The sequence below is a fragment of the Mycobacterium sp. E802 genome (assembly GCF_001666875.1).
Lineage (GTDB): Bacteria > Actinomycetota > Actinomycetes > Mycobacteriales > Mycobacteriaceae > Mycobacterium.
This window is the reverse complement of sequence record NZ_LZJD01000089.1, coordinates 1-15337: the sequence shown is the minus strand read 5'-3', so window position 1 is coordinate 15337 and position 15337 is coordinate 1. Positions and strand designations below refer to the sequence as shown.

Here is a 15337-nt window from a genome sequence, read left to right as displayed (position 1 = left end):
AGATGCCAGCCATCACCGCAGACACCTTGACCTTGCCCCGAATCGCCGCCGCTCAAGCCCCGGACACCGAACGTCCGGTCCGCTCGATCACCACCGGCCCGCGCGGGTTCGAGGGCGAGGGCTTCCCCGTCGTCCGGGCCTTCGGTGGCGTCAGCGCGGCCGACCTGGACCCCTTCGTCCACATGGATCAGATGGGCGAGGTCGAATATCAGCCGGGCGAACCGCGGGGGACGGATTGGCATCCGCACCGCGGGTTCGAAACGGTCACGTACATGATCGACGGGCGCTTCGCCCATCAGGACTCCCATGGTGGCGGCGGGCTGATCACCGACGGCGCCACGCAGTGGATGACCGCCGGATCGGGAATCCTGCACATCGAGACCCCGCCGGCCGAGCTCGTCGAGAGCGGTGGCACGTTCCACGGCGTCCAACTGTGGGTGAACCTGCCGAAGAAGGACAAGTTCGCCAGCCCGCGCTACCAGGCGATCGAGGGCACCGACGCCAAACTGCTGACGTCCCAGGACGGCGGCGCCCTGGTGCGCATCATCGCGGGCCAGATCGACGGCGCGAAGGGTCCGGGCAACACGCACACCCCGATCACCTTGGCGCACGCCACGATTGAACCGGGTGCCCAACTCAACCTGCCGTGGGACCGCGAGTTCAACGCCCTGGTGTACGTGCTGAGCGGGCGCGGCAGCGTCGGCCCGGTGGGGCATCCGATTCATCAGGGACAGTTGGCCGTCCTGGGCCCCGGCGACCGGATCACGGTGTCGGCGCAGCCCACCCAGGATTCGCACCGGCCCGCGATGGAGGTTCTGCTCCTGGGCGGCAAGCCGATTCGCGAACCGGTGTTCCATTACGGCCCGTTCGTGATGAACTCGAAGTCCGAGTTGATCCAGGCGCTGGAGGACTATCAAGCGGGCAAGTTCGGCCACATCCCACCGAACGCGCTCATGCCGCACAGGGTCTGATCAACCCACCGACTCGGCGGGCTGCGGGTAGAGAAGTTCCAGCTCGCCGAGATGCGCCGCCGCCGTCACCAGCGGCAGGGCCGCCGAGACCGCCAGATCGGTTCCGGCGGCTTCGGCGCGCAGTGACACCACGAAGCTTTCACCGATCGGCACCAGCACCGACGTGGTGTCGGCGCGGGTGAGCCGGGCACAGATCGCCGCGGCATGCTCCTCGATCACCGCGCGGGTGTCCGGATAGACGCCCAGCGGCGGCGGCACCACATCGGCGATCAGCTCGGCCGCGGCGCGCACCCGATTAGCCCGGTTGGCCGCCCGCACCACCGGTGCACGTTGGTCACTGGGCCCACCGTTCTCCGAAAGGTATTGGCGCACAGCATCATCAAGGGTGCGCGAGGCCGCGAGATTGCGGTGGCTCAAGGCGATGACGCGGTTGGTGGCTTCCTCGGAGGCGCCGCGGGTGACGCGAACCACCGCGGCCTGAAGGAACTGTGCGCCCATGTCGCGGGCCCGGTCGACGGCCTTGGACACCGACGCTGTGGCGCCGCGCGGCCACAACATCACCGACGCCACGATGCCCACCAGCGCGCCGAGGATGACGTCTTCGATCCGGACCAGGCCCACGCGCCAGCCGGTCGGGGCGATCAGGTTGAAGTTGATCAGCACCATCATCGTGAAAGCCGCCTGCCCGGCGATGAACGATGCCACCTTGGGGACGTAGGCCGATCCGAATGCCACGAGCGGCAACAGGATCCACATCACCACCGGCTCCACGCCGAGCAATTCGATGACCACCGCGCCGAGGATGAACCCGATGGCCGTCCCGGCCACCGCGCGCAGCACGCGCGTCCCGGTGTCCAGTGCGCTGCTGCGCAGCACCGACATCACGCCGAGCACCACCCAGAATCCGTGCTGCACCGGAAAGACGTGGGTGACGGCCACCGCGAGGGCCAACCCCAGCCCGGTGCGCAGGCTGTTACGCAGCACCACCGCGCGGGTGGCTACCAGCCCGCGGGTGATCGCGGCGACGGCGACGGTCTCGGGCATCACCCAGTCCGCGGCGCCGGTCGCGGGCAGACGCCGGCCCAACACGCGGGCCCACACCGGGCGGGCATCGGCCAGCGCGGCATTGCCGATCACCCGTCCGGTGACCGCGATCGTGGCCGAGATGGTGCGGCGCACCAACAGATCCCGACCGACTTCTACCGCGGCTGCGTCGTCGGCGGTGCCAAGAATCTGGGCGATGTCTTCGCGGTAGTTGCCCTGGGCCACGCTGCGCTGCTCGGCCAGGGCGGCGCGCAGATCGACACTGCGAGCGGCCCGTTCGGCGCGGTCCGTGATGCGCAGCAGCGCGGCGCTGTCGCGCAGGACCCGCACCGCTGGATCACGCATCGCGCCGAGCAGTTCCCCGGTGTCGTCGGTGACCTGGTCGCAGATCCACCCCAGGTCGTCGACGACGCGGACCAGGGCGCGGCTGCCCGCGGTGAGGGCGACGGGGCGGTAGTCGGCGCCGAGGAAGCTTTCGTAGAGCGCGTTCATCGCCCGGGTGACGTCACGGCCGGAGGCCTGGCCTTCGAGCCGGTCGGCCAACAACCGGCACACCTGCGCGGCGTGGCGGCGCAGCTCGTCGTGGTGGCGGGGCGCGAACAGGAACAACGCGGCGGGCACGCAGACCGCCAGGGCTATCAGCCAGCCCAGCAACCGCTCCGGGATGGGACCCACCGGTGTGCACAGCGGCAGCACGAACAACAGCAAGGTGGCCCGTTGGCCGGCGGCGACGATCTCGCTGAGCACCCCGGAAAACGACACCACCACGCCGACGACGAACATCGCGGCCACGCTCAGCCAGGGATGCGGGGCCAGCACGGTGCCGAGCACGATCAACACCGCGCCGTTGAACGCCAGACCGCCGTAGGCCAGGGCACGGGCCGGCCGGTTGCCCGGGAAATCCGCGGTGATCAGGACCGAGACCGCGCCGAAGATGGCGAACAGCGGAGTCTGGGAATCCCCGCCGAGGGCGAAGCCGATCGCAGCGGCGATGGGCAGCACGATGGCTGCGCGCAGCGCGCGGCGCAGCGCGTCGTAGTCGGGATCTTTCTCACGTAGGCGGTCAGCTGCCCGGCGCCAGATTTCGGCCGGGGTCAGCATGACCGCCGATGTTAGACGGGTTCGTCGGATCCGGCGTCGGGAGCGAACCGGCCCGCTTCGAGCGCGTCGCGCATCTGGGTGGTGATCCACCGCAGGGTCTCGGTGTCACGCGGCAGGGTGCTCTGCTCGAAGCCGACGATGAGGAACACGCCCCAGGCCGCGAAGTAGCGGGCGTTGCGCTCGTCGCCGATGAGCTCGAGGGCGGATTCGAAGAGGATGTCGAAACGCAGCTGGTCCACCACGGCCTGCACGGCGTAGACATCGGGATCCAGTGAGCTCCAGACCCGGATGGCGGCTTCGGCGCCGTGGGGCAGGTCGAGCGTCTCGACGATCAGGGTTTCGATGCGGTGGTGCGGGTCCCGGTCGGCGCGCACGGCTTCGACCACCCGCAGGGTGCGCGCCTCACGCCAGTGTGCGATGAGTTCGCGGGTGTAGGACGCCCAGTTCGGAAAGTAGTGATAGAAGGAGCCGGTGGTGACCCCCAGCCGGTTGCACACCTCGGCGAGCTTGAGCCCGCCGTAGCCCAGATCGGACAACACATCCATACCGGTGTCGAAGTACGACTCCCGTGAAGCAACCCCCGCCATGAAAGCCAACGCTAGTCGCCGTCAATTTTGGGACGCGCCCGGGCTTTGCTGGTCAGCCGCTTGTCAGTGACCGCCAGATGACAGCGTCGGACGCCTCAGGTGACGTGTGGCACAATTCGAACGTGGCCCACATCGCGAGCCGGGGACCGGGACGTCCACCCGCAGCAAAGGCGGCTGAGACCCGTGAACGCATCGTGCACGCGGCCCGCGAAGTTTTCAGCGAACTGGGTTATGACGCGGCCACATTCCAGGCGATCGCGATCCGTGCGGACCTCACGCGCCCGGCGATCAACCACTACTTCAGCAGCAAGCGAGTGCTGTACCGCGATGTGGTCGAGCAAACCAATGCGAAGGTGATCGCCGCGGGCATTGCCAAGGCCCGGGAGGCCAGCACGCTGCTGTCCCGGCTCTCGACGTTCTTCGCCGCGGCGATGGACGCCGATTCCGCCGACCGCTCGGCGGCGGCCTTCCTGGTCACCTCCGTACTCGAGGCCCAGCGACATCCGGAGCTGGTGTCTGAGGAGCACGATGCGCTGCGAAGCTCACGGGAATTCGTGCGATGGGCCGTCGACGATGCGGTGCAGCGCGGTGAGCTGAGCACCGACACCGATATCCCGGCGATCGTGGAAATGCTGGTCGCGGTGATGTGGGGCATGGGCTTCTATGCCGGCTATGTGGGTCACCGCGATGACGTGGCGGCCATCGTGGACAAGTTCGAGCTGCTGCTGGCGAACAAGCTCTGGCAACTGCGCGATTGATCCGCGATTTGCGTGAGGTCGCCCACATAGCCGTATAGCCTGGCTAAGTTCTTGGGTAGCATGGCTTGACAAATGACTGATCTGAGCGACGTGCGGCCGGGTCGGGCCGCGGGCGACAGTTGGGACATCACCGAGAGTGTCGGGGCCACCGCGTTGGGCGTGGCCGCCTCCCGCGCCGCCGAGACCGCACAACTCGAACCCCTGATCCGCGATGAGTTCGCCTTCTTGCTGGTGGCCGCCGCGGGCCCGGCTTGGGCCCAGCTGGCCGGCAGTGAACCGCACTGGATCGGCGAGGATCCGGACGCCCGTCGCATCCACGAGATGGCCCGCAACTACCAAGCGGTCCGCACCCACTACTTCGACGACTTTTTCACCGACGTGACCCACGACGGCATCCGCCAGATCGTCATCCTGGCCGCCGGTCTGGATTCGCGCGCGTTCCGGCTGGACTGGCCCGCCGGCACCACGGTGTACGAGATCGACCAGCCCAAGGTGCTCGAGTACAAGACCGCGACGCTGCAGGCCCACACCGCAGTCCCCCGCGCACAGCACGTGCCGGTGCCGGTCGACCTGCGTGACGACTGGCCGGCCGCCCTGCTCGACGTCGGATTCGACCCGACGCAGCCGACCGCGTGGCTGGCCGAAGGCTTGCTGCCGTACCTGCCGGCCGAGGCCCAGGACCGGCTGTTCGAACTCGTCGGTGCCCACAGCGCACCGGGTAGCCGTATCGCGGTCGAGGCCTTCGTGATGGACCCGGCCCGCTACACGCCCGAGAAGTGCGCGCAGCGCCGCGCCCGCAGCGAGCACATGCGTACCGCCCTGGGCCTGGATCTCGACGTCGACGCCCTGATGTACACCGATGACGAGCGGGCCGACGCCGCCGAGTGGCTGACCGCGCACGGCTGGGATGTTGACGCCGTGGCCGCCACAGACGAGATGGCCCGGCTGGGCCGGCCGGCCGCCGTCGACGAACTGGCCGAACTCGGTTTGGACAGCGTGCTGTTGCGCGCCCGATTGGACGGAGAAACCCGATGAGCTCACTGCGCAGTCATGACGACACCTGGGACATCGCCACCAGCGTGGGCTCGACGGCCGTCATGGTGGCCGCCGCCCGCGCCGGCGAGACCAAGCGTGAGAACCCGCTGATCCGCGATCCGTACGCGGCGATCCTCGTCGCCGGGGCCGGCACCGGCGTCTGGGAAACCCTGCTGGATCAGGACATCGCCAACAAGATTGAAGAGCTGGACGCCGAAGCCGCCAGGATCTTCGAGCACATGGGCAGCTACCAGGCCGTGCGCACCCACTTCTTCGACGAATACTTCACCAAGGCCGCCGAGGCCGGCATCCGCCAGATCGTGATCCTGGCTTCGGGGTTGGACTCCCGCGCCTACCGGCTGGACTGGCCGGCGGGCACCACGGTGTTCGAGATCGACCAGCCCAAGGTGCTCGAGTACAAGGCCGAGACGTTGGCCGCTCATGGGGCGCAGCCGTCCGCGCAGCGCCGTGAGGTCGCTATCGACCTGCGCCAGGATTGGCCGAAGGCCTTGCGGGAGGCGGGTTTTGACGACGCCCAGCCGACGGCGTGGCTGGCCGAGGGGCTCCTGATGTACCTGCCCGCCGATGCGCAGGATCGGCTGTTCGAGCTCGTCACCGAGTTGTCGGCACCGGGCAGCCGCATCGCCGCCGAAACGGCCGGGGTGACGGCGAGCGAGCGTCGCGAGGAGATGCGGGAGCGCTTCGAGAAGTTCGCCGCGCAGTTCAACATGGAGCAGGCGCTGAACGTCCAGGACCTGATCTACGAAGACCCCGACCGGGCCGATGTGGCCGAGTGGCTCGGTGCCCACGGTTGGCGGGCCGAGGGCGTGCACTCCCTGGACGAGATGCGCCGGCTGGGCCGCTACGTCGAGCTCGAGCATGACGACAAGGGGGCGTTCTCCACGTTCGTCACCGCCGAACGGCTCTGAGCTTTCCGCTGACAATAAGAAGGGGCGCCCCGATCATGGGGCGCCCCTTGCTTGTTCGCCGTGCTTCAGCGGCCGACGTTCATGCTGGAGAGGTTGATGCTGGTGTGCTTCACGGTGTTGTCGACCTGCGGCACCTGAGCCTTCTGGTGCAGCTGGTGTACCCAGATGTGGTGGTCGACGCCGGCGGAGGCCGGTACGGCCAGGCCCAGAACGGCAGCTGCCAATCCACTGGCGGCGATTGCGGTGAATCCGAACTTTTTCACTATTGATTCCTTCATTTTTTTAAAACTTTCTCAGCTTCCAACCCTCGGTCAGGGCGCTTTATTTCTGTTACGCTCCCGCGCTCGCCGTGACAGTGGTCACCGCCGGTGACACTCAGCGGCTCTGGTGCACGCTGTGGTCGACCTGTGGAACGGTCGCCGACTGGTGCTGCTGATGCACCCAGATGTGGTGGTCGATCCCGGCGGAGGCCGGTGCGGCGAAGCCGACGACGGCGGTGGCCAAGGCGCTGGCGATGACGGCGGTGAAACCCAACTTCTTCATTACTGCATCCCTCTTCTGTATCGCTTTCTTGAATGGTTCAACTAAAGCAATACTGGAATGATTCCAAAATAAACCTCCGAACGCCGTGACAGTGGTCACTCGCCGACCCGGTGCACCGACCAAGAGGCAGCCGCCGTATACAAGAGGGGAGTTGAGCCGTATTTCCGGCCCCTACCGAGGAGGAATCCCCATGCCAGGAGTGCAGGATCGCGTCGTCGTCGTCACCGGAGCCGGTGGCGGTCTGGGTCGTGAATACGCCCTGACGCTGGCCCGCGAGGGCGCCAGCGTCGTCGTCAACGACCTCGGCGGTGCCCGCGACGGCACCGGTGCCGGCCACAACATGGCCGACGAGGTGGTCAACGAGATCAAGGCCGCCGGCGGACGCGCCGTGGCCAACTACGACAGCGTGGCCGAGCCCGAGGGCGCCGAGAACATCATCAAGACCGCCATCGACGAGTTCGGCAAGGTCGACGGCGTCGTCAGCAACGCCGGCATCCTGCGCGACGGCACGTTCCACAAGATGACGTTCGAGAACTGGGACGCCGTGCTCAAGGTGCACCTCTACGGCGGCTACAACGTCATCCGCGCCGCCTGGCCGCACTTCCGTGAGCAGAGCTTCGGGCGCGTCGTCGTGGCCACCTCCACCAGCGGCCTGTTCGGCAACTTCGGCCAGGCCAACTACGGCGCCGCCAAGCTCGGCCTGGTCGGCCTGATCAACACGCTGGCCCAGGAAGGCGCCAAGTACAACATCAAGACCAACGCCGTCGCCCCGATCGCGGCCACCCGGATGACCCAGGACATCCTGCCGCCCGAGGTCTTCGAGAAGCTCACCCCGGAGTACGTGGCCCCGGTGGTCGCCTACCTGATGACCGAGGAACTGCCCGACACCGACTCGATCTTCATCGTCGGCGGCGGCAAGGTCCAGCGCACCGCGCTGTTCCAGAACGAGGGCGTCACCTTCTCCGACGGCGTGCCCTCGGTTGACGATGTCGCCGCCAAGTGGGGCGAGATCACCGATCTGTCCGCCGCTCAGCAGGCGTCGTTCAAGCTGGGCTAGAACCAGTGAAAGCGCTTGTCGCACAGGCACTTACCGGTACGTCCGGGCTGGCGTACGTCGACGTCGAGGAACCGACCACAGGGGATGCGGTCATCATCGACGTCGGCGCCGCCGGCGTCTGCTTCCCCGATCTGCTGTTGCTGCGCGGTGAGTACCAGCTGCGGCTGGAACCGCCGTTCACGCCCGGCATGGAGGTGGCCGGAACGGTTCGCTCGGCACCCGAAGACTCCGGTTTCACACCAGGGCAACGGGTTTCGGCGTTCTCGATGATCGGCGGGTACGCCGAGCAGGTGGCGGCCGTACCGGCCAACGTGATCCCCACCGCCGACGGTCTCGACGACGGCGAGGCGGCCTCGCTGCTGGGCAACTACTACACGATGCAGTTCGCCCTGGCCCGCCGGGGCGGGCTGGTGGCGGGCGAGACCGTGCTGGTGCTCGGCTCGGCCGGCGGCATCGGCGCGGCGTCGATCCAATTGGCCAAAGCCATGGGCGCCAAGGTGATTGCCATGGTGCACCGGTCCGGCGCCGAGGAGTTCATCTCGTCGCTCGGTGCCGATCTGGTGTTGCCGCTGGCCGATGGCTGGCGTGAGGCCGTGCTGGAGGCCACCGGCGGGCAGGGCGTCGACCTGGTGGTCGATCCGATCGGTGGCCCGGCCTTCGACGACGCCATCCGGGTGCTGGCTCCCGAAGGCCGGCTGCTGGTGATCGGCTTCGCCGCCGGTGGCGGGATCCCGACGGTCAAGGTGAACCGGCTGCTGCTGCGCAACGTCAGCGTCGTCGGGGTGGGCTGGGGCGAGTTCGTGCGCCGCCACCCGGAGGCCCAGGCGCAGGTGGGTGCGGAGCTCAACAAGCTCGTCGCCGCCGGGCTGCGGCCGCCCCCGCCGGTGCGGTACCCGCTGTCCGAGGGGGCGGCGGCGCTCGAGGCGCTGGCAAACGGTGCGGTGCGGGGAAAGCTGATCCTCGAGCCCTGATGACGCACGGCGCCGCCCGACTCGGTGCGTAGCGTAGAGGTGTGGACACCGCATCGAGCCGGGCATTGACCAAGGCGCTGGAGCTTCTTGCCGATCCACCGGCCCAGCCGGACGTCAGCAAGGGATATCTCGACCTGCTGGGGGCAGGCAGTGACGCCCCGAAGAACGCCGGGTTCATCCAGAAGGTGTGGGCCTCGCCGCTGGGCTCGAAGCTGTACGACAACGCCCAGGCGCTGGGCCGCAAGCTCATGACGGCGTGGCAGGAGCCCACCGAATGGCTGGACATCCCGCCCGGGGGCATCGCCCTCGACGTCGGCAGTGGCCCCGGCAACGTGACCGCCGCGCTCGCGCGGGCGGCCGGCCTCGACGGAATCGCGTTGGGCGTGGACATCTCCGAGCCGATGCTGGCTCGTGCGGTCGAGGCGGAAGCGAGCCGGCAGGTCGGTTTCCTGCGCGCCGACGCCCAGAACCTCCCGTTCCGTGACGACGTCTTCGACGCGGTCACCTCGATCGCGGTGGTGCAGTTGATCCCGCAGGCCGAGGTGGCGCTGGCCGAGATGGTGCGGGTGCTGCGCCCCGGCGGCCGCATCGCGATCATGGTGCCGACGGCCACCGACCGCGGCCCGGCCCGGCTGCTCGCGAAGGGCGGGGCACGGTTCTTCGGCGACGACGAACTCGCCGACGAGTTCGAGCGGCTCGGCTTGCAGCGGGTGCGGTCCAAGAGCATGGGCGCCATGCAGTGGGTGCGTGGGCAGAAACCGTGAGCACACTCGGGGTTGTTCTCGTCGCGTTGGTGATCGCTGTCGGGCTTGTCGGCATCGTGGTGCCCGTGCTGCCCGGCGGCGGATTTCTGGTGCTCGCGGCGATCGCGGTGTGGGCGATCGTCGAGGGAGGCGTCGTCGGGTGGGTGACGCTGGCGGTGGCGGCGGTGTTCTCCGTGACCGCCGAGGTGATCAAGTACGTGTGGCCGGTGCGGCGGATGCGCGCCGCCGAGGTGCGCACGTGGAGCCTGGTGGCCGGTGGGGCGCTCGGCCTGATCGGCTTCTTCGTCATCCCGGTGATCGGGCTGGTGATCGGATTCGTCCTGGGCGTGTACCTGGCCGAGCTGGCCGCACGCCATGACAACCGCCGGGCCTGGGCGTCAACCATCCACGCCCTCAAGGGTGTTGCCCTCTCGGTCGGGGTCGAGCTGGCGGGCGCATTGCTGGCCACCGTCACCTGGGTGACGGGTCTGGTGCTTGCCTCATGACGCAATGGACCCTCGGCCCCGAGTCGGGTCAACTGCTGCTGCATACCGGTGTCACCGGTAGTGCCGCCCGCATGGGCCACCGGCTGACGCTCACGTTCACGTCCTGGCAGGCGGTCGTGGAGTGGGACGGGGATCGGCCTTCTGCCGTGGAGATGACCGTCGACCTCGGCTCCCTCGACGTCGTGCGTGGAGACGGTGGGTTGACCCCGCTGACCGGTGCAGAGAAAACCCTGATCCGGTCCAACGCGTTGAAAACCTTGCGCGCGAAGCGATTCGGTCAAGCCCGCTTCGCATCGACGGCGATCGACCCGGACGGCGACGCGCTGCAGCTGTCGGGAACGCTGGAGCTCAACGGGCACACCGGGCCGCAGGTCGTCCAGGTGCAGGCCGAGGATGCCGGAGACTCCTGGCGCCTCTCGGGTGAGGCGCACGTGCGGCACACCGACTTCGGTATCAAACAGTTTTCGATGTTGATGGGCGCGATGAAGGTCGCCGACGAGGTGCGCGTGACGTGGGCGTCGAGTGTTCCTCGAGACGCTGTTTGACCGGCGAATAGTCGGGCCGCTGCGCGCTCTGCGAACTTCCTGTCAGCCTTGCTCAAGTTGGGTGTAGAGCACCGGTGAAGGGGGTAGATGTTGAGCGGTGAAGTGAGGAGTCCGATCGTGAACATCGTCTCAGGCGCGGTGCGGGCGGTCAGCCGCACCGCGGACGCCACCACCGCAACCGCAGGAGCGATCGGCGGGGCCGCAGTCAACGGAGTGGTCGGGGGGCTGAAGGGAGTCGGCGCAGGGATTCGCAGCGGGGTGAGCCAGGGCAGCAGATCCCCGGCCGCGGCCGCCCTCACCCTCGCCGCGGTCGGAGCGGCAGGCCTTGTCGAGTGGCCGGTGTTGCTCACCGTCGGCGGTGCGGCTCTCGTTGTCCACCAACTGAATCAGCGGAACGGCGAGGAACCCGAGGAATCCCCGGATTCGCGTCCGGCGTCCTCGGCGGCCAAACGCTCAGCGGCGACCAAGCGTCCCCCGACTCGGTCTTCGACGAGCACCACCGCCAAGTCGTCCGGCCGCTCGGCGACGCGACGCACCGGTGCGGCTTCGCGCGCTAAGTGATCACCGCGCTCGGCCGGATCGTCAACGGCGCGGCTGCCCTGGCCGCGGCGCCGGTGCAGACGGCCCTGGCCGCCGCGGCCGAAATGGTCGGCGGGACGCCGGCCCGGCGTTGTTGGCGTGGAAACGGCCGGTGCTGGATCGAGGTGCGCGGCCTGCCCGCCGAACATGGTCGGCGTATCGGCGCCGCGGTGTTGCGGGAGATCCGTGACCTGCCCGGGGTGCGCACGGTGCAGCTGAACTTCTCCTTGTCCCGCGTGATCGTCGAAATCGACGAGGACCAACCTGGTGCGGTCGGTCTGCCGCAGCTGTGTGACGCGGTAGCGCGCGCCGAAGCCACACAGCCGGACCCAGGCCCGCCGCCGCGACCTACTGACCTGCCCGGCGACGGAATTGTTTTGGCGCTCAAGGGCATTGCGGCAGCAGCCAGCGGTGTCGGAGTCGGTGTGGCAGCGGTCGGCCGGGTGGTGCCGCTGCCCAGGCTGCCCGCAGGCCTGGCCGCCGTCGTCAGCGCCGTCGACTACCAGCCCAAGGTGCGGGCGCTGGTGGAAGCCCGGCTCGGTCCGGTGGCCGCCGACGCGGCGCTTGGCGTCGGCGCCGCCACCGTCTATGCGCTCACCCAGGCCCCGGCGGTGGTCGCCGTTGAGTTCGTGCGCCATCTGTCCCAGCTCGCCGAATCCGCGTCGGCCGCCAACGCGTGGCAGGCCCACGAGCCCCGGCTCGCCGCACACGCCGAATCGCTCCCCGCGCCACCGGTGCCGCCGCGTCCCTGCCCGGTACCCGACGGGCCAGTGGAGCGGCACGCGAAGCGGTGCGCACAGGCTCAGGCCGCGGCCGCTGCCTCCGTCGGGCTGCTGACCCGGGACGTCGGCGCGGCCGCGACCGCCGCCGTGGTCACCGCGCCCAAGGCGGCCCGTAATTCCCGCGAGGCGTTCGCCAGCACGCTCGGCCGCGGCGTGGCTGACCGTTTCGGGGTCATACCCTTACAGGCCAACGCATTACGACTCCTCGACCGGATCGACGCCGTGGTGGTCGATCCCCGGATCCTGGTCACCGACCAGTTGCGGGTGGGGCAGTTTCGCGATGTGGCCGAATCCGACCGCGCCGCGGTCTGGCAGTGGGCGCAGGGCCGGCTCGAGGCCGGGGCGCTGGACGTCGGTTGGCATCCCGTGGCACCGGCATTCGCCGGCCCCGAGCGCAACGGGAGGACCCGCGGCCGGGTCCTGGTGCGCCACAGCCACCACCCTCTCGCGCACAGCGTGCTGACCGAGATCCGCCGGGCCGGTGCCCAGGCGGTGTCCCTGGCCCTGGACGATCTCGGGGATCTGCGCTCGTCGTTCGACGAGTTGCATCACGGCGAAGGTGACGTCGATTCGGCGTTGGCCGACGCGGTCGATGCGCTGCAGCGCGACGGCCGCACCGTGGCGGTGCTCGCGGTGGACGCCTCGCGTGCCCTCGGTGCCGCCGACCTCGCGATCGGCGTCCTCAACGGGCACACCGGTGCCGCCATCCCCTGGCACGCCGATGTCCTCACCGACGACCTGGCCGCGGTGTGGCGCCTGCTGCACGCCATGCCTGCCGCGCGCCGGACCAGTGAGCGCGGTGTGGAGCTCGCCACCGGTGGCACTCTGCTCGGCGCCTTGCTGATGGTGCCCGGGGTGCGGGGCCGCGGCCCGGGACCGGTGACCGCCGGCGCCGCCGTCGGCCTGGTCTCGGGGTACTGGCAGGCCCGCCGCGTGCTGAGGGATCCGGCGCCCAAGGCTGCCTCCTTCGAGGACTGGCATGCGATGACCCCCGAGCAGGTGCGGCAGCGGATTGCCGAATCTGCAGCACCGGACGATGATTCCCGTGCCTGGCAGCCGCGTGGCGGGCCGCTGTCCCGGACGTTCGGTGATCTTCTGGCGGCGCTTCGGGCAGAGTTGTCCGATCCGCTGACTCCCGTGCTGGCCGTCGGTTCGGCGGCCAGCGCGATGCTCGGCTCCCCGGTGGACGCCGTGCTCGTCGGGTCGGTGCTGACCGGCAACGCCATTCTGGCTGCCACCCAGCAGGTCCGGGCGGAGCGGTTACTCAGCCGGCTGCTGGCGGTCCAGGATCCGCCGGCTCGCCGGGTGACGGGCGACGCCGGTGGTTACGAGAGTGTGCCGGCCAAGCTGCTGCGTCCCGGTGACGTCATCGAGGTGCGCCCCGGCGAGGTGGTGCCCGCCGACGCCCGAATCCTCGAGGAAGTCGATGCCGAAGCCGACGAAGCGTCGTTGACCGGTGAATCACTGCCGGTGGCCAAGCAGGTCGCGGCCACTCCCGGCGCCGCCCTGGCCGAACGGCACTGCATGCTGTACGCCACCACCACGTTGGTGGCCGGAACGGTCGTCGCGGTGGTGACCGAGGTGGGCGCCGCGACGCAGGCGCGCCGCGCCACCGACGTGGGTCAGGGCGCCGGCCCGGCCGTCGGCCTACAGGCGCAGCTGCGTGAACTCACCAACCGGGCCCTGCCCTACAGCCTGGCCGGTGGCGGGCTGGTCAGCGGGTTGGGTCTGCTACGCAAGTTGCCGCTGCACAGCGCGGTTGCCAGCGGGGTCGCGGTTGCGGTGGCGGCCGTGCCCGAGGGCCTGCCGCTGGTGGCGACGCTGGCCCAGCAGGCCTCGGCGCGGCGGCTGACCAGCTCCGGGGCGCTGGTGCGCAGCCCCCGGTCGGTGGAGGCGCTCGGTCGCGTCGACGTGGTGTGTTTCGACAAGACCGGCACGCTCAGCGCGAACCGCCTACGCGTCGCGCAGGTTCGGGCCCCGGGTGGACGGGCCTCCGAGCAGCAGGTGCTCGACTGTGCGGCCCGCGCCACCCCGCCCAAGAACGGCGAGCAGTACGAACACGCCACCGACGCGGCGGTCGCCGAGGCGGCCGACCTGGCGGCGATCGACGAGGTCGGGGTCTACCTTCCGTTCCGCTCCGGCCGTAAATTCTCGGCCGCGATGCTGGGCGACGAGCTGGCCGTCAAAGGCGCCCCCGAAGTGGTGTTGGCCGGCTGTGGGGACGTGGCCCGGGCTGTGAGCCGCACCGTGGACGAGATGGCCCGCAACGGCCTGCGGGTCCTTGCGGTGGCCCGCCGGCCGTTGACCCCGGCGCAGGTTGCGCGCGCCCGCGACGACGTCGACGCCCTTGCTGACCTGGCCTCCGGTGAGCTGCAGTTCGTCGGCCTGCTGGGCTTGTCCGATACGCCCCGTCCGGAATCCGCCTATGTGTTGAAGTCGTTGCGCCGCAAGGGTATCGGCATCCGGCTCATCACCGGAGACCATCCCGTCACCGCGAAGGCGATCGCGGCGGAAATGGGGCTGCCGGTCACCGCCGAGCAGGTGATGAGCGGCGAGGAATGGGTGGCGATGCCACGCCGCAGCCAGGAACGCGCGGTCCGCGAGCGCCTGGTCTTCGCGCGGATGTCGCCCGAGCACAAGGTCCAGATCGTGCAGACCCTGGAACGTACCGGGCAGGTGTGCGCCATGGTCGGTGACGGAGCCAACGACGCCGCCGCCATTCGGGCGGCCACGGTGGGCATCGGGGTCGCGGCCCGCGGTAGCGATCCGGCCCGCAGTTCGGCCGACGTGCTGCTGCTCGACGGGCGGATCGGCGCCTTGATCGACGCGCTGGACGAGGGACACGAGCTGTGGCGGCGGGTGCAGTCCGCCGTGTCGGTGCTGCTGGGCGGCAATGCCGGCGAGGTGGTGTTCTCGATCGTGGGCAGCGCGCTCACCGGACGTTCACCACTGAACACGCGGCAGCTTCTGCTGGTCAACATGATGACCGATGCGCTGCCGGCGGCGGCCCTGGCGGTGAGCCCGACGACACGCACCGCAACCCGCGCCGGTCACGGACCCGATCAGGCCGAGCTGTGGCGCACCGTGGCGATCCGAGGTGCGACGACGGCCGGCGCGGCCACCGGTGCCTGGTTCTCGGCGGGTTTCTCCTTGGCGCCGCGGCGCGCCTCCACCGTGGCGCTGGTG

At 69.5% G+C, this 15337-nt stretch carries 15 protein-coding genes; 11 read left to right on the top strand and 4 right to left on the bottom strand.

Going from position 1 to position 15337, the window contains the following annotated elements; genetic code table 11:
* The first annotated feature begins 2 nt into the window (after positions 1-2).
* Entirely contained in the window at positions 3-971 is a 969-nt protein-coding gene (locus A5699_RS13775) for a pirin family protein (protein WP_067770124.1), read from the top strand.
* Here A5699_RS13775 and A5699_RS13770 read toward each other — a convergent pair whose 3' ends face one another.
* Both A5699_RS13770 and A5699_RS13765 read right to left on the bottom strand, forming a co-directional pair.
* Complete coding sequence (locus A5699_RS13770) at positions 972-3116, bottom strand: FUSC family protein (RefSeq protein ID WP_067770122.1); 2145 nt, start codon at positions 3114-3116, stop codon at positions 972-974.
* An 11-nt stretch (positions 3117-3127) separates the two neighbouring features.
* Entirely contained in the window at positions 3128-3703 is a 576-nt protein-coding gene (locus tag A5699_RS13765) for a TetR/AcrR family transcriptional regulator (RefSeq protein ID WP_067770120.1), read from the bottom strand.
* 122 nt (positions 3704-3825) lie between these two features.
* On the opposite strand from A5699_RS13765, the gene A5699_RS13760 reads away from it, so the two are divergent.
* The 3 genes from A5699_RS13760 (at position 3826) to A5699_RS13750 (ending at position 6425) form a co-directional block, all read left to right on the top strand.
* Entirely contained in the window at positions 3826-4461 is a 636-nt protein-coding gene (locus tag A5699_RS13760; RefSeq protein ID WP_067770161.1) for a TetR/AcrR family transcriptional regulator, read from the top strand.
* Between the two features lie 72 nt (positions 4462-4533).
* Complete coding sequence (locus A5699_RS13755; RefSeq protein WP_067770118.1) at positions 4534-5496, top strand: class I SAM-dependent methyltransferase; 963 nt, start codon at positions 4534-4536, stop codon at positions 5494-5496.
* A complete protein-coding gene (locus A5699_RS13750; protein ID WP_067770116.1) occupies positions 5493-6425 on the top strand; it encodes a class I SAM-dependent methyltransferase in 933 nt (310 codons plus the stop codon). The genes A5699_RS13755 and A5699_RS13750 overlap by 4 nt, the downstream gene beginning before the upstream one ends.
* Before the next feature lie 65 nt (positions 6426-6490).
* On the opposite strand, the gene A5699_RS13745 is transcribed toward A5699_RS13750, so the two are convergent.
* Both A5699_RS13745 and A5699_RS29595 read right to left on the bottom strand, forming a co-directional pair.
* Positions 6491-6688 (bottom strand): hypothetical protein, encoded by a 198-nt coding sequence (locus A5699_RS13745; RefSeq protein WP_067770114.1) that lies wholly within the window; start codon positions 6686-6688, stop codon positions 6491-6493.
* Positions 6689-6800: 112 nt separating this feature from the next.
* A complete protein-coding gene (locus tag A5699_RS29595; RefSeq protein ID WP_197508289.1) occupies positions 6801-6968 on the bottom strand; it encodes a hypothetical protein in 168 nt (55 codons plus the stop codon).
* Between the two features lie 190 nt (positions 6969-7158).
* Here A5699_RS29595 and A5699_RS13740 point away from each other — a divergent pair, with 190 nt between their 5' ends.
* The 7 genes from A5699_RS13740 to A5699_RS13710 form a co-directional block, all read left to right on the top strand.
* A complete protein-coding gene (locus tag A5699_RS13740) occupies positions 7159-8025 on the top strand; it encodes an SDR family oxidoreductase (RefSeq protein ID WP_036390642.1) in 867 nt (288 codons plus the stop codon).
* 5 nt (positions 8026-8030) lie between these two features.
* A complete protein-coding gene (locus A5699_RS13735; RefSeq protein WP_067770112.1) occupies positions 8031-8996 on the top strand; it encodes an NADPH:quinone oxidoreductase family protein in 966 nt (321 codons plus the stop codon).
* Positions 8997-9037: 41 nt separating this feature from the next.
* Positions 9038-9760, top strand: coding sequence for a methyltransferase domain-containing protein (locus A5699_RS13730; protein WP_067770110.1), 723 nt, complete (start codon positions 9038-9040; stop codon positions 9758-9760).
* Entirely contained in the window at positions 9757-10245 is a 489-nt protein-coding gene (locus tag A5699_RS13725) for a DUF456 domain-containing protein (RefSeq protein ID WP_067770159.1), read from the top strand. Before A5699_RS13730 ends, A5699_RS13725 begins: the two co-directional genes overlap by 4 nt.
* Positions 10242-10790 carry a YceI family protein gene (locus tag A5699_RS13720; protein WP_067770108.1) on the top strand — a complete coding sequence of 183 codons (549 nt, stop codon included), beginning with the start codon at positions 10242-10244 and terminating at the stop codon, positions 10788-10790. The genes A5699_RS13725 and A5699_RS13720 overlap by 4 nt, the downstream gene beginning before the upstream one ends.
* A gap of 117 nt (positions 10791-10907) precedes the next feature.
* A complete protein-coding gene (locus tag A5699_RS13715; protein ID WP_067770106.1) occupies positions 10908-11351 on the top strand; it encodes a hypothetical protein in 444 nt (147 codons plus the stop codon).
* On the top strand, positions 11348-15337 hold a 3990-nt coding region (locus A5699_RS13710; RefSeq protein ID WP_067770104.1), incomplete at its 3' end, for an HAD-IC family P-type ATPase. The genes A5699_RS13715 and A5699_RS13710, both read left to right, overlap by 4 nt.

Coding starts and splice junctions, on each gene's coding strand:
- A5699_RS13755 (WP_067770118.1), top strand. CDS start 4,534: ATGACTGATCTGAGCGACGTGCGGCCGGGTCGGGCCGCGGGCGACAGT.
- A5699_RS13775 (WP_067770124.1), top strand. CDS start 3: ATGCCAGCCATCACCGCAGACACCTTGACCTTGCCCCGAATCGCCGCC.
- A5699_RS13770 (WP_067770122.1), bottom strand. CDS start 3,116: ATGCTGACCCCGGCCGAAATCTGGCGCCGGGCAGCTGACCGCCTACGT.
- A5699_RS29595 (WP_197508289.1), bottom strand. CDS start 6,968: ATGAAGAAGTTGGGTTTCACCGCCGTCATCGCCAGCGCCTTGGCCACC.
- A5699_RS13765 (WP_067770120.1), bottom strand. CDS start 3,703: ATGGCGGGGGTTGCTTCACGGGAGTCGTACTTCGACACCGGTATGGAT.
- A5699_RS13750 (WP_067770116.1), top strand. CDS start 5,493: ATGAGCTCACTGCGCAGTCATGACGACACCTGGGACATCGCCACCAGC.
- A5699_RS13740 (WP_036390642.1), top strand. CDS start 7,159: ATGCCAGGAGTGCAGGATCGCGTCGTCGTCGTCACCGGAGCCGGTGGC.
- A5699_RS13720 (WP_067770108.1), top strand. CDS start 10,242: ATGACGCAATGGACCCTCGGCCCCGAGTCGGGTCAACTGCTGCTGCAT.